The organism is Gordonia sp. GN26, from assembly GCF_054823965.1.
This window is the reverse complement of record NZ_JSYC01000083.1, coordinates 34,154-46,943: the sequence shown is the minus strand read 5'-3', so window position 1 is coordinate 46,943 and position 12,790 is coordinate 34,154. Positions and strand designations below refer to the sequence as shown.

At 67.6% G+C, this 12,790-nt stretch carries 13 protein-coding genes; 8 read left to right on the top strand and 5 right to left on the bottom strand.

Features of this window, described 5'->3' with window-relative positions; translation table 11 throughout:
- Positions 1-111 precede the first annotated feature (111 nt).
- The 4 genes from OK17_RS16710 to OK17_RS16695 all read right to left on the bottom strand — a co-directional run bounded on the left by OK17_RS16710 (position 112) and on the right by OK17_RS16695 (position 5,354).
- A complete protein-coding gene (locus OK17_RS16710; RefSeq protein WP_461418119.1) occupies positions 112-1,251 on the bottom strand; it encodes a LuxR C-terminal-related transcriptional regulator in 1,140 nt (379 codons plus the stop codon).
- A gap of 32 nt (positions 1,252-1,283) precedes the next feature.
- Positions 1,284-2,666 (bottom strand): FAD-binding oxidoreductase, encoded by a 1,383-nt coding sequence (locus OK17_RS16705; RefSeq protein ID WP_461418118.1) that lies wholly within the window; start codon positions 2,664-2,666, stop codon positions 1,284-1,286.
- Positions 2,667-2,879: 213 nt separating this feature from the next.
- A complete protein-coding gene (gene acmB, locus OK17_RS16700; RefSeq protein ID WP_461418117.1) occupies positions 2,880-4,091 on the bottom strand; it encodes a methyl acetate hydrolase AcmB in 1,212 nt (403 codons plus the stop codon).
- 69 nt (positions 4,092-4,160) lie between these two features.
- Positions 4,161-5,354, bottom strand: a complete 1,194-nt coding sequence (locus OK17_RS16695; RefSeq protein WP_461418116.1) for an aminotransferase class I/II-fold pyridoxal phosphate-dependent enzyme — start codon at positions 5,352-5,354, stop codon at positions 4,161-4,163.
- 60 nt (positions 5,355-5,414) lie between these two features.
- On the opposite strand from OK17_RS16695, the gene OK17_RS16690 reads away from it, so the two are divergent.
- Both OK17_RS16690 and OK17_RS16685 read left to right on the top strand, forming a co-directional pair.
- On the top strand, positions 5,415-5,888 hold the full coding sequence (locus OK17_RS16690) for an NUDIX hydrolase (RefSeq protein ID WP_461418115.1): 474 nt from the start codon (positions 5,415-5,417) through the stop codon (positions 5,886-5,888).
- A gap of 87 nt (positions 5,889-5,975) precedes the next feature.
- Positions 5,976-6,170, top strand: coding sequence for a hypothetical protein (locus tag OK17_RS16685; RefSeq protein ID WP_461418114.1), 195 nt, complete (start codon positions 5,976-5,978; stop codon positions 6,168-6,170).
- Between the two features lie 18 nt (positions 6,171-6,188).
- Here OK17_RS16685 and OK17_RS16680 read toward each other — a convergent pair whose 3' ends face one another.
- Positions 6,189-6,836 (bottom strand): hypothetical protein, encoded by a 648-nt coding sequence (locus tag OK17_RS16680; protein ID WP_461418113.1) that lies wholly within the window; start codon positions 6,834-6,836, stop codon positions 6,189-6,191.
- Between the two features lie 394 nt (positions 6,837-7,230).
- Between OK17_RS16680 and OK17_RS16675 the strand changes: the two genes are divergently transcribed.
- The 6 genes from OK17_RS16675 to OK17_RS16650 all read left to right on the top strand — a co-directional run bounded on the left by OK17_RS16675 (position 7,231) and on the right by OK17_RS16650 (position 12,768).
- Positions 7,231-8,604 carry an oxygenase MpaB family protein gene (locus OK17_RS16675; RefSeq protein WP_232716306.1) on the top strand — a complete coding sequence of 458 codons (1,374 nt, stop codon included), beginning with the start codon at positions 7,231-7,233 and terminating at the stop codon, positions 8,602-8,604.
- Positions 8,605-8,678: 74 nt separating this feature from the next.
- The gene (locus OK17_RS16670) at positions 8,679-9,545 is read left to right on the top strand and encodes a ParA family protein (RefSeq protein WP_461418112.1); all 867 of its coding nucleotides are present in this window, start codon (positions 8,679-8,681) and stop codon (positions 9,543-9,545) included.
- A 123-nt stretch (positions 9,546-9,668) separates the two neighbouring features.
- Entirely contained in the window at positions 9,669-10,109 is a 441-nt protein-coding gene (locus OK17_RS16665) for a lipoprotein LpqH (protein WP_461418111.1), read from the top strand.
- Positions 10,110-10,315: 206 nt separating this feature from the next.
- Positions 10,316-10,585, top strand: coding sequence for a GlsB/YeaQ/YmgE family stress response membrane protein (locus tag OK17_RS16660; protein ID WP_461418110.1), 270 nt, complete (start codon positions 10,316-10,318; stop codon positions 10,583-10,585).
- Positions 10,586-10,712: 127 nt separating this feature from the next.
- On the top strand, positions 10,713-11,366 hold the full coding sequence (locus OK17_RS16655) for an NAD(P)H-binding protein (protein ID WP_006360113.1): 654 nt from the start codon (positions 10,713-10,715) through the stop codon (positions 11,364-11,366).
- Positions 11,367-11,370: 4 nt separating this feature from the next.
- On the top strand, positions 11,371-12,768 hold the full coding sequence (locus tag OK17_RS16650) for an FAD-binding oxidoreductase (protein ID WP_461418109.1): 1,398 nt from the start codon (positions 11,371-11,373) through the stop codon (positions 12,766-12,768).
- The last annotated feature ends 22 nt before the right edge of the window (positions 12,769-12,790 follow it).

The window sequence follows — 12,790 nt, the reverse complement described above, 5'->3', positions numbered from 1 at the left end:
TGCAGGTAACAAACGTCTCACTGTGAGACGACTGACCAAGTCGCCGGTCTTCCGACGACAAAAGGGGCCCGCGATGCGGGCCCCCGGGGGGAATGTGCAGGTGAGGTGTGGTTATTCGGCCGACGCGTAGGAGCCGGAGGGGGTGAGCGGATCGTTGAGACGTTGCGCGTACTGGTCGAAGTACACCCGGGCGATGAGTTCGCGACGGCTCCGGACCCCGGCCTTGTCGAAGATCGACTTCAGGTGATCCTGCACCGTGTACGCGGATACGTGCAGGGTTGCGGCGATGTCCTTGGTGGCGACGTTCTGCAACACCATCTGGGTCACGTCACGCTCACGGGCGGTGAGTCCGAAGGCCTCGACGACGAGCGGGATGATCTCCGGCGGACGCGCCTCCTCGATCGTGATGACGACCTCGCCGGGCCGGCCGTCGACCGAGGACAGCGGGGACGCGTTGATGACGAGCCACATTCCCGATCTGCCGCGGACCCGCAGGCGTGGCGGTACCTGCGTCTCGCCGGCACCGTAGCGTCGTGCGGCACCGATCAGGCCGTAGATGGGGTTCACGGCCGCCGCACTGTTCGGCCCCGCCGCGAGGTCGTCGATGCGCTCCTGGCTGCCGGCGCTCATCTGCACGATCTCGTTGTTGCGATCGATGATCAGGACGGCCGGCCCGCTGTTGATCGACGGCCGTTGTTCGGCGACGACCGTGCTGAGCAGCCCGATCCGAACCCCGTGTGCGAGTGTCTGGGACAGCGAACCGAGGAAGTCGATCTCGTCCTCGGTGAACGGGCGGCAGCCCGCGCCGCTGCGGAACATCGCGATCCCGGCCCACACCCGATCCCCGTCGCGGAGCACGACGCGCGCCTCGTCGTGGAAGCAGTATTCCGGGATCATGAGCCGCGTCATGCGTTCGGACTGCTGGGTCCGACCCCGGGTCAGGAGATTGAGGCCGACGGCATCGCGCTTCTGCGCCACCAGTTCTCGGTAACTGGACGGTTCGACCTGCCCGTACTCGAGAAGCCCCCATTCCGGGTCCTTGTGATCCTGACCGAGCAGGTCCCCGTACTTCCGAGCCGAGGTCAGCATGACCGTGTTGGGGTCGAAGGTGCCGATGCAGGCGGCATCGACGGGTACCGCACGACGCAACGACTCCACGGTTTCCGCGAAGAAGTCGTCGAGGCCGAGACCGGCGTGCGCCACGACTTCGATGTCGCGGCGCACACGCTCGGCGGTCAGGCTCGATGTCATCTGGCAATCATGTTCCTGAGCTGCATCGATGTCTATCCCACAAAGCTGGGATCATCCACCCGGAGGACCCCGGCCGGGTCGTGACGGCGGCGGATCGTCTCCAGGCGTACCCGCTGTTCGGGCGTCCAGAGCTGCTCGCGTTCGGCGGCGCCGAGTCCGCAGAAGTTCAGCAGTGCACCGGCCGACCACGGCGCGACGGCCCGGGTGACGGCGGCCAGGTGTGCGCCGACCTGGTCGCCGAGGGGGCCGGCCGGCACGCCGATGGCGACGACGTTGAAGGCGCCGTGGCGACCGGCGACCGCGTTGGGTACGCGCTGCGGTTGCGTCAGCGCGCCGCCCATCAGGCGGACCTCGACGATGGCCAGGGGGCTCGCGACGTGCGGTCCGGCGACCTCGAGAAGGGCGTCGACGGCCGACGCCGGGAACTCGCGCAGGATGCTGCCGCGTTCGGCGGAAGGCATCGGTCCGGGCGGGTCCATGTGCACGGCGTCGAGAGCGGCGGTCGGGAGCACGTCGATGTTCTCGAGCAGGATGGGGCCGGCCGAGCGCATCGGGGCGAGAAGCGCTGCCGCGGTGGCCGGGTCGCCGGTGTGGGTGTAGCGGACATGCACCGCGATCTGGCCCTGCAACGGGGCCGGCAGGTTTGGGTCCGGCGGGAGGCGCAGGACCGCGACGGAGGTGCCGGCCTCGTCCGGCAGGGTCGGCGCCCACTCACGCCAGGTGTGGAGCACGTCGGCCGCCGCCGAGCCGGCGAAGAAGATGCCGCCGCCGTACACGGTGGGGAGCTCGAAGAGTCCGAACTCGATGGCGGTGACGATGCCGAAGCCGTCGCGTCCGCCGAGGATCGCCCAGTACAGGTCCGAACCGGCCGAGGGGTCGACCGTTCGGATGATCCCGTCCGCGGTCACCAGTTCGATAGACCGGACATGGTCTGCGGCCCAGCCGAATCGGCGTCCGAGCGGGCTGAGCCCTCCGCCGAGGTGGTAACCGACCACGCCGACCGACGACGCCGAGCCGACCAGACCGGTCAGTCCGTGAGGTGCGGTCGCCGCGGCGAGATCACGCCAGCGGACACCGGCGCCGACACGGGCGGTCCTGGTGACCGGGTCGACGACGATGTCGGTCATCCGCGAGGTGGTGACGACGACCGTGCCGCGGCCCTCGATCGGGGCCCCGTGCCCGGTGGCCCGGGCACCGACACGCAGTCCGTTCGCCCGCGCGTATCGCACTGCGGCGGCGACGTCTTCGGCACCGGTTGCGCCGACGACGACCTGCGCGGCCGGGATGGCCACCAGGTTGAAGCCGGTCAGTTCGGCGCTGTAACCGTCGTCGGTCGGTGTCAGGACCGGGCCTGCGACGGTGGTGACGAGGGCGTCGAGGTCGGTGAAGTCGATCGGTTCGGAGGTGATGGACACGGTGTGGTTCCTTCGCGGTTCGGTGAGCGGAGCGGATGGTGAAGCGGGGCCGGGTGCGGTGTTCCGCACCGCGGGTCCCGATGTGTTCATGGCACTCAGAGTCGCTGAGCACCTTTTGTTCCCGCCATCCCTCGAACGCCGGAGATGTCGCGGCGGAACCTCTGGAACCGATGCGCCCCCAGATTTCTGGGAGTCCGGTCGGCAGGTTCCGGGTCAGACGCTGAGCGCGCGGTAGACCGCGGTCTCGAAGTCGAGGTATCCGCCCATGGAGGTCGGGTCGGCGAAGGGGAGGATCTGGGTCGCCCAGACACCGCCGATCTTGTCGATCGGATCGATCCAGCAATAGAGATTTCCCAGGCCGGCCCAGGACTGGCAACCGGCCGGTCTGCCGGTGGGCACGTCGACGTCGTTGATCATGAAGGCGTAAGACCAGGATTTCGTTGTGCCGGGGAAGAATTCGGCATCGTTGGACAGTTCCGGCATCACCCCGGGCAGCTTCTTCACCTTCAGGTCGCCGATGTGGTTCCGCAACGCCAACTCGACGATCTCGGGTCGGAGGACCTGGTCTCCGGAATCGGATTCGCCGTCCCGCAACCACATCCGCAGGAACCGGAGGTAGTCGGGGACCGTCGAGTACAGACCCTGACCGCCCATGTGGACCTCGGGGTCGCGGGTTCGCTCCCATCGGTGATCTGCGATGAGGGTGTCGTCATGGCGATGGTGCATGATCGCGCGGCGGTGCCGGGTGTCGCCGGAGAGCGTGAATGCGGTGTCGGACATGCCGAGTGGTGACAACACGCGATCGCTCATCACGTCACCGAGGCGGCGGCCGGTGATGCCCTCGATGACCTGGCCGACCCAGTCGATGTTGGAACCGTACTCCCACGCGGTGCCCGGATCGAACAGGAGCGGTGTGCGCAGTGCGGCGTGCGTCGACTCGGAGATGGGCGGCTGCCGGTGCTCGGTTTCGAGCCGGCGGTAGGTCTCGTTGAAGAAGGAGTATCCGAAACCTGCTGTGTGGGTGAGTAGTTGGTGAGTGGTGACCGCGGAGGCGGGTGGGCGCAGCCGTGGGTTGCCGTCGTCGTCGAATCCCTCGATCACCTCCAGGCCGGCGATGGCCGGTGCGTACTCGCTCGCCGGCGCATGCAGGTCGAGCCGCTTCTCACCGACGAGTTGGAGCGCGACCGTGGCGGTGATCGCCTTGGTCATGGAGAACAGGGCGAACACCGAGTCGGTGGTCATCGAATGATCGGCGTCGGCGGCCCTGAGCCCGACCGCCTCGAGGTAGGCGGTCCGCTGGTCCGTGGTGACCCCGGCGACGACACCGGGGACCCGGGGCTCGCCGGTCGTCCGCTCGCGCAGGACCTTGCCCGCCTCTTCGGCGATCCGTTTCGGGTCCACGGTGTCGAGATCGGCGATACTCATGCGACGTCTCCTGGGCTCGAAGAGTGTTGCAGATCACACTCTATCCGCGAGGCTGACGTCAGGTGCGGGTCACGCGGGGTTCGCGGCCCCCACGAACGTGCCGAGCCGATCGATCGCCAGAGCGAGATCCTCCGTCGACGCCGCGTAGGACAGCCGGACGAAGCGATCGGCGCCGGCGAACCCGAAATCCTTGCCCGGCGTGAGGGCGACGTGTGCCTCGCGAAGGGCACGGTCGCAGAATTCCGCCGAGCTCAGCCCAGTCGGACTCACATCGATGTAGACGTAGAACGCCCCGTCGGGGACGACCGGTACGTCGAGGCCGATGCGCGCGAGCCCGTCGATGACGAGGTGCCGACGACGTGCGAACTCGCGCCGGTTGTCCTCGGCGACGGCCAGGGACTCCGGGGTGAAGCAGGCCAGCGCTGCGTACTGGGACGGGGTGGGCGGGCAGACGTAGAAGTTCTGCGCGAGGCGTTCGATGACCCCGACCAGCTCGTCGGGCACGATGCACCAGCCGAGACGCCAGCCGGTCATGCCGAAGTACTTGGAGAAGCTGTTGATCACGACCGTCTCGGCTGTACCCGCGGTGTCGGTGGCGAGGATGCTCCGCGGCGCGCGCCCGTCCGGATCAGGGTCGGAGAGGCCGAGGTAGATCTCGTCGACGATGGACCAGCCGCCGCGCGCGGCGACGAGATCGGTCATCGCGACCAGCTCGTCGTACGGCATCGAGGTGCCGGTGGGATTCGACGGGGTGGCGACGATGACACCGCGTGTGGTGTCGGTCCAGGACCTCTCGACGTCATCGGTCGTCAACTGGAAGCGCGATTCCGCGGTGGTCTCGATCAGGTCGACCCGCGCACCGAAGGCGTGGGCGAACTGGCGGTTGCACGGGTACGAGGGATCACCGATGAGCACCCCGTCGCCGGGATCGATGAGTGCGGCGCACGCCATGAGCAGCGCGGCCGAGGCTCCGGAGGTGACCGCGACCCGTCGAGGGTCGACCTCCGCGCCGAAATGGTGCCCGTAGAAGTCCGCGATCGCGGACCGCAACTCCGGGAGACCGAGTGCGCCGGTGTACGCGAGAGGCCGGCCGTCGCTGACCTCACGGGCGGCCGCGAGAACCGCAGGCGGCGGTCCGAAATCGGGTTCGCCGATGTTGAGCTTCACCACGTGGTGGCCCTGCGCCTCCAGCTCGGCCGCGTTCCGCGCGAACTCCATGGCGTAGAACGGAGCGATCTCTTCGGCTCGTCGGGAGATCTTCATGGATCACATTGTGCGCGCCACCGCCGCACGCCCCGAGGCCCGGGCGGGCAGGATGTGGGGATGCCCATCCCCGACTTCATCCGCGACCTGCGTGCCCAGGTCGGTCATCGCGAGCTCTGGCTGTCGGGTGTCAGCGTGGTCGTCCGCGACGCCGACGGCCGTCTGCTGCTCACCCGGCGCGTCGACAACGGACAGTGGGCGGTCGTGTCCGGGGTGCTCGAGCCCGGTGAAGAGCCTGCCCGTGCGGCGCTGCGTGAGGTCGCCGAGGAGACGGCCGTGACCGCCGAGATCATCCGCCTGACCAGTATCGACGTCACCCCGATGATCACCTACCCCAACGGGGATCAGACGCGCTACCTCGACGTCTGCTTCCTCGCGCGGTACGTCGACGGCGAACCACATGCGGCCGACGACGAGAACTCCGACGTCGCCTGGTTCGCGCCCGACGATCTGCCCGACGACCTCACCGACACCTCGCGCCTGCGGATCTCCAAGGCCCTGAGCGGCAATCCCGAGGCCTGGTTCCAGCGCTAGGGACGGGTCTCAGGGATCTCCCTGAACTTCGCCCCATATACGGGCTGACCTGTGGCTTTTCGCGAGGTGCCGGCGGAGACTCGGGGCATGAGCACATCAACGAATTCGTCAACCACGTTCTGGAAGGTCCTCGGGATCATCGCGGTCGTCCTCATCGCGCTGGCGGTGATCGGGCCGCTGCTCAAGGGGCTCTTCTGGATTGCCCTCATCGGACTGGCCCTCTACGGCGGGTACATGCTGTTCCGCTCGAAGTCCAGGGACAATCACCCGACGCCGCTGTGACGCCGCATCGGTGAGCGATCAGGATCTCGGCAGCGGGTAGCAGGCCCACGGGGCGCAGATCTGCTCCGGGATCTCGATGCCGGGGAACCCGGGGACCGTCGGGCGAGCCGGTGTCGTGGGCGCCTCCGACCGGGGTTCCGGCGTGGCCGGCCCCGCGCCCGTCACCGTGACGCGGACCGGCGCCCCGGCGGTCGGGGTCATGTTGGTCAACGGCGGGTTGGTGCCCCAGAACTGCTCGCGGGCGGAGCCCGGCGGCAGGGTGATGGTGGCGCAACCCCAGTAGATGTCGTAGGTCCCGTTCGGGATCGTCGTGGACCCGGTCGGCCTCGGCGGGTTGCCCGCGGTGACCCGCATCGGCACATCCTTCGACGTACCGGGCGAGATCAGGGCGCCGAGTTCTTCGGGGGTCTGGTAACCGAAAGCCACGGCCGACGCGGCCGGCGGGGTATTCGCCTTCACGCCGAAGATCTCGCAGCCGATGCGTTTGTTCGCTTTGTTGCTGACCTTGAGCGTGATCGTGTTCCCGGACACCGTTGGTGAGACGGTGACATCGGCCGGAGCGGCCGACGCAGGGGGTGTGAGGGCGGTGCCGATCGCTGCCGCCGCGGCGAATGCCATTCCGGCGGAGAACCTTCGGAGACGGTGGGTCATGGGGCTGATGGTCATGACTGTCCTCAACTCGCGGAAGTCGGGCCGCCGCGTTCGGTGAATCGGTATCACGTGGAGCCAGGGGATTGCGGACTGTCGCGCATTTCCTCGGTTCATGAAATGTGCCGTGGTGTCCGTGCGGTCTCGGCGTGAAATGTCCGGCGACGCCCATTCTCACAGATTTCGACAATGCCGGCAGAGTCGGGGTCGCCCTAATTACCGCGTTCTCCCGAATCATGATCATCGGTGGAAACGTCAGGGCGGGCCGGCCGCGATGCGGGGACTGGTGCGCGGGACGGAACCGCGGGGTTCGGCGCGGAGGCGGCTTCGTATACGGAACCGCTCCGGACGGGCATCTAGTTGGCTAACCTAGATTACTAAGTAGCCGGACCTCGGACCGTACGGAGACACCATGACCGTCCTCGACGATCAACTCGACGCCCTCGCCCCGCCGCCCGCCCCCGACGCCCCGATCGATCCGGTGCTGGGGCGCCCGCTGCGACCGGCACCGCCCGCGCGGCCGACGTTCAACCCGGACTGGACACCCGCCCGTCATCGACTGCTCGACGGCTGGGTCGACGTGCAGGATCGGCTCCCCGACACCGGCGGCATCGTCGCCCGCGCCAAAGACCATCTCTGGGTCGGTGATCCGGAGATGGACGCGGTCGTGCAGATGTTCCGCAGACTGCCCCCGCGGACCGGACGGCAGATGTTCGAAGACGCCCTCGACAACGGGCTGGAGACCATCGACGATCCGCCGGAGGAACTCGTCGCGCTCTTCGAGCACATCGACAACCCGCCGTCCTGGATCACCAGGGAGCGCGTCGACCGGGGCGCGATCGTCGCCAACAGCGTGAGCCCGGCGGGCAAGGCGTCGCTGATCTTCCTCAACACCCTGGTCACCGTCCAGGGAGGTTCGGTGGGCGGCGCGGTCGGAACCATGGGTCGCATGCAGCGCAACATGGTCAACCGATCGCTGGAGACCGCCGAGTTCTGGGTGCACCTGCCCGCACCGGGGGCGCTGGACCGCTATGGCACCGCGTTCAAGAACGCCGTCCGGGTACGACTGATGCACGCGCAGGCGCGTGTCATGCTGCGCAAGAAGTGGGGGGAGGAATGGGTTGCCCAGCACGGTGTGCCGATCTCCAATGCCGAGATGTCCGGCGGCATCCCGTCGTTCGGGGTCGCCAACCTCATGTACGACATCAACTACGGTCGTCACTACGACTATCGGGACCTCGAAGACCTCAACATCTTCTGGTCGTACATCGGTCACATCCTGGGTATCCGAGAGGCGATGATCCCGCGCACCTTCGGCGAAGCGGTGGAGCTCCTCGACTACGGCTATGCGGTGATGGAGCCGCCGTCGGAGTTCTCCGAGGCGCTCAACGACGTCTCCGAGATGATGCTCAACACGCTGATGGACAAGGTCAGGGTGCCGTTGATCGACGCGCAGGTGAAGTCGGCGCTCCACCAGACCCTGCACGGCCTGTATTTCTTCATCGGCGGCACGTTCCTCGGCAAGCGCATCACCGGTACTCCCGAGCCGACCCGGATCGGACGCGTCGCACCGAAACTCATCGCCGCGCAGGCGCGCCTGGCGAATCTGGATCGACGTATCCCCGGCTATTGGAAGCGGGCCGACAGGCGTCGCGCGAACGGCGACACCTACTGGGCCGTCATGCACGACGCCTTCACCAAGCTGGCCGCAGAGCAGGACGGCGGGCGCGGTCCCACCTTCGCCCACCACGACCAGAGGGTCGAGGCCCTGGGCAAGACCGGCTGAGAGTCGCTGCGCCGCGCGTTTCTCCCGGTTAGTCTGACTCGCGACGCAGGCCCACCGAACAGACCGGGGACACCATGCCGACGGTGATCGCGACGATCAGCCTCAAGGGCGGGGTCGGGAAGACCACGCTCACGGCCGGTCTCGCCGACTTCCTCGCCGGCGCCTTCGGTGAGAGGGTGCTCCTCGTCGACCTCGACGCCCAGACCAACCTCACCACGATGATGATCGGGGAGAAGGGTTGGGAGGCCTGTAATGCGCGCGGGCACACCGTCGCGACCCTGTTCGCCGACGTCCTCGACGGCACCAGCCGGTTCGACCTGGAGAGCACCGTTCAACGTGACGTGTCGTCGGTCGACGGGGTCGCGGGGATCGACCTGCTCCCGTCGTCGCTCGATCTGATCTACCTGCAGGAGGAGATGAGCGCGCGCCGCGTCGCCGCCGACGACCATCTCGCCGCCGTCGAGGTGCTCCGGGGTGCGCTGGCCCCCATCATGTCCCGCTACGACTACGTCCTCGTCGACTGTCCGCCGAACGTCGGTCCGTTCAGTCTCAACGGATTGTTCATGGCCGGTGGATATCTCATCCCGACGATCCCGGACGTGTTGTCCACATACGCGATTCCGCACATCCAGCGACAGGTCGCCGACTTCGGTGCCGAGATCGGCCGCACCATCGTCGAATTGGGTGTCGTCATCACCAAGTACCGGGCGTCGTCGTCGCTGCACCGGGACACCGTCCACCGCCTCCGACGCGATCCGACGATCCAGAACATCCTGCCCGCATATCTCCACGAGGCCAATGTGATCGGCGCGGCCGCAGACCACACGCGGTGGCCGAGTCTGCACGCCAAGTACGGCTATCACGGGCACTACGAACAGTTCCGCGATCTCACCCGTGCAGTGATGATCGAGGCCGACGTGAAACTGCCGTCGATCGCCTGAGACCCACTGCGGTGCCGAAGGACCCGGGATTAGGGCATTTCTGTGCCAACGCGCAGCTCAACGGCTAGATTCGTCTGGAGTCCGCCGGCCGGCGGCGTTCACGACTGCCCAGGAGTTCTCGTGATGAACAAGGTGCACACCGCTTCAGTCCTCGGCGCGGCGGCACTGGCCGTCGCCGTGACCGCATGCGGCTCGGACGACTCCAATAGCACCGACGCGGAGGCCAAGGTGACCGTCGACGGCCAGGAGGTGGATCTGGCGGACAAGTCCGTCGGCTGCACCGATGCCGCCGGGAAGGTGACGATCGGGATCGGTTCCGGATCGGGTACCTCGGGCATCGGCGTCGTACTGTCCTCGGGGGATTCGCCGGAGGTCGAGTCGGTCGGGCTCGGTTCCGTGGACGGTGTGACGCTCGGCTATCAGAAGGGTGTGGGTGAGGGCAGCGCCGAGGTCGACAAGGACGGCTCCACCTACAAGATCACCGGTGAGGCGTCGGGCGTCGATCTCGCGAACCCGACCGAGAAGGTGACCAAGTCCTACGAGATCGAGGTGACCTGCCCGTGATTCGGCCATAGCCGCAGGTCGGGCCGCGCCGCCGCCGGAGAAGGTCTCGGCACGACCGTCGCACGGGTCTCGATGTGCACACAGATCCGTGCCCGCAGGTTTGGACCCGGAATTCCTGGGTACGTTCGGTCTTGTAGCAAATCGCACGATCTGGACGATTCGGACGATTTACGCACGCAGGAGCAACAACGACCTAGGAGGCAGACATGTGGGCGATCATTGTGTGGATCGTGATCGGCGGTCTTGCTGGTTGGATTGCCAGCAAGATCATGGGAACTGATGCGCAGCAGGGGATCATCCTCAACGTCGTCGTCGGTGTTGTCGGTGGCCTGCTGGGCGGCTGGCTTCTCAGTGCACTATTCGATGTTGAGGGTGGTGGAATTTTCTTAACGTTCATCACCTGTCTGGTCGGCGCGTGCATCTTGCTGTTCCTGGTAAAGCTCGTGACCGGGCGCGGCAGGCGTACACGCGTCTGATCGCAGCACCCACGGCGAACCCCGCCCCGGTTTCCGACGCACCTCGCGTTCGGGCCGGGGCGGTGTCGTTCGTGGGTCGGTACGTTGGAGAAGAACGAGTGACGTCGACCGCGAAAGTGAGCAACCAGTGACCCGAGTGGCCATCATCGGCGGACACGGCAAGATCGCGCTGCGCCTGGCGAAGATCCTGACCGACCGAGGCGATCAGGTGACCTCGATCATCCGAAACCCAGAACACGCGCAGGACGTCGCGGAGACCGGCGCGGTACCCGTCGTCGCCGATGTGGAGACCCTCGACACGACCGGGATCGCCACGGCGATCTCCGAACACGACGCCGTGGTCTGGTCGGCGGGCGCAGGTGGGGGTGAGCCGGCACGGACCTACGCCGTCGACCGGGACGCCGCGATCCGCTCGATGGACGCCGCGGCGAAGGTCGGAATCCACCGGTACGTCATGGTCTCCTACTTCGGCGCCGGTCCCGATCACGGCGTGCCCGAGGACAATTCGTTCCACGCGTATGCCGAGGCCAAAGCGGCCGCCGACACCTATCTGAAGTCGGGCGACCTCGACTGGACGATCCTCGGACCGAGCAAACTCACCGACGAGCCGGGGACGGGCAAGATCGCCATCGGCGGCACGCGCGGCGGTGGCGACGAGGTCAGTCGCGACAACGTGGCCGCGGTCGCCGCAGCGGTTCTCGCACGACCCGAGACGGTGCACAAGGTCATCGAGTTCAACGACGGGCCCACGCCGGTCGTCGACGCGGTCGCACAGGTCTGACGCCGTGTCCGCGCATGCGGACGCCCTGCTGACACAGTTGCGCGCGGTGGTCGGCGCGGGCAATGTGCTCACCGATCCCGAGGCCATCGAGGGTTTCCTCGTCGACTGGACCGGCCGGTACCGGGGTGAGGCGGATGCGGTGGTGCGGCCGCGTACCACCGAGGAGGTCTCCCGGGTCGTCGGCGAGTGCGCCTCCATCGGCGCCCGGATCTGCGTGCAGGGCGGGAACACCGGACTCGTGGGTGGTTCGGTGCCGCCACCACGCGACGACACCGGACGGCCGGTGATCGTGTTGTCGACGGCCCGTATGACCGACATCGACGAGGTAGACGCGGTCGGCCGCTGCGTGGGTGCCCAGGCCGGTGCCACCGTCGACGCCATCGACGGTCGGGCCGCGGACGCGGGCTTGGCCTTCCCCGTCGACCTGGCCTCCCGCGAGTCGGCCACCGCGGGCGGGGTGGTCTCGACGAATGCCGGCGGCATCCGCATGATCCGCCGTGGCAACACCCGTTCCCAGGTCCTCGGGATCGAGGCGGTCCTCGCCGACGGCCGCGTCCTGCGCCGGTGGACCTCGCTGGTGAAAGACAATGTGGGATACGACCTCCCGGCGCTCCTCGCCGGTAGCGAGGGCACCCTCGCGGTCATCACCCGCGTGCTGTTCAAACTCGTCGTCCCGCCGTCGGCGGCGACCGTCGCGGTGGCCGCGGTTGAACACGTCGAGGACGCGATCGGACTGATCGGCGCCGCATCGTCGCGCGGGCTCACCGTCGAGGCCGCCGAACTCATGACCGAGGCCGGCATCGAACTCGTCCACGAACACGGACAGCGCCGGCCGACAGCCACACCCGGGCCGTTCTACGTCCTGCTCGAGGTGTCCGGGGTCGGCGACATCGAGGCGACGATGGCCGAATTGCTCGACGGCACCGACGGACTCGTCGACGCCGTCCTCGAACCGGCGCCCGCGCGAGCACTCTGGGGAGCACGCGAGAGTCACACCGAGACGATCGCGAGGTCGAGCGCGACGCCGGTCGTCAAACTCGACATCTCCGTTCCCATCCGCGCGTTGCCGGAGGCATTCGCCGAGCTGGCCGAGGTCGGCGCGACAAGCGAATTCCCCTGTCGCCCCATTCTTTTCGGGCACGTGGGTGACGGGAACATCCACGTGAATCTGCTCGACGTCCCCGAAGAACACGCCGGGATCGTCACCGACCGGGTCTTCGGCATCGTCGCGGCCAACGGCGGGTCCATCAGCGCCGAACACGGCATCGGCCGCGCCAAGACCGCCTGGACGCACCTGGGCCGGTCCGACGTCGACCTCGACACCATGCGCGCCGTCAAGGCGGCCTTCGACCCGCAGGGGTTGCTGAACCCGGGTGTCATCTTCGGTCCCTCCGCTCCCTGAGTAGCCCGGAGCTTGCGGAGGG

What these genes read in the sequence shown, in the direction of transcription:
- OK17_RS16710 (WP_461418119.1), bottom strand. Translation starts at nt 1,251, where the DNA reads ATGACATCGAGCCTGACCGCCGAGCGTGTGCGCCGCGACATCGAAGTC.
- acmB (WP_461418117.1), bottom strand. Translation starts at nt 4,091, where the DNA reads ATGAGTATCGCCGATCTCGACACCGTGGACCCGAAACGGATCGCCGAA.
- OK17_RS16695 (WP_461418116.1), bottom strand. Translation starts at nt 5,354, where the DNA reads ATGAAGATCTCCCGACGAGCCGAAGAGATCGCTCCGTTCTACGCCATG.
- OK17_RS16690 (WP_461418115.1), top strand. Translation starts at nt 5,415, where the DNA reads ATGCCCATCCCCGACTTCATCCGCGACCTGCGTGCCCAGGTCGGTCAT.
- OK17_RS16685 (WP_461418114.1), top strand. Translation starts at nt 5,976, where the DNA reads ATGAGCACATCAACGAATTCGTCAACCACGTTCTGGAAGGTCCTCGGG.
- OK17_RS16680 (WP_461418113.1), bottom strand. Translation starts at nt 6,836, where the DNA reads ATGACCATCAGCCCCATGACCCACCGTCTCCGAAGGTTCTCCGCCGGA.
- OK17_RS16675 (WP_232716306.1), top strand. Translation starts at nt 7,231, where the DNA reads ATGACCGTCCTCGACGATCAACTCGACGCCCTCGCCCCGCCGCCCGCC.
- OK17_RS16670 (WP_461418112.1), top strand. Translation starts at nt 8,679, where the DNA reads ATGCCGACGGTGATCGCGACGATCAGCCTCAAGGGCGGGGTCGGGAAG.
- OK17_RS16665 (WP_461418111.1), top strand. Translation starts at nt 9,669, where the DNA reads ATGAACAAGGTGCACACCGCTTCAGTCCTCGGCGCGGCGGCACTGGCC.
- OK17_RS16660 (WP_461418110.1), top strand. Translation starts at nt 10,316, where the DNA reads ATGTGGGCGATCATTGTGTGGATCGTGATCGGCGGTCTTGCTGGTTGG.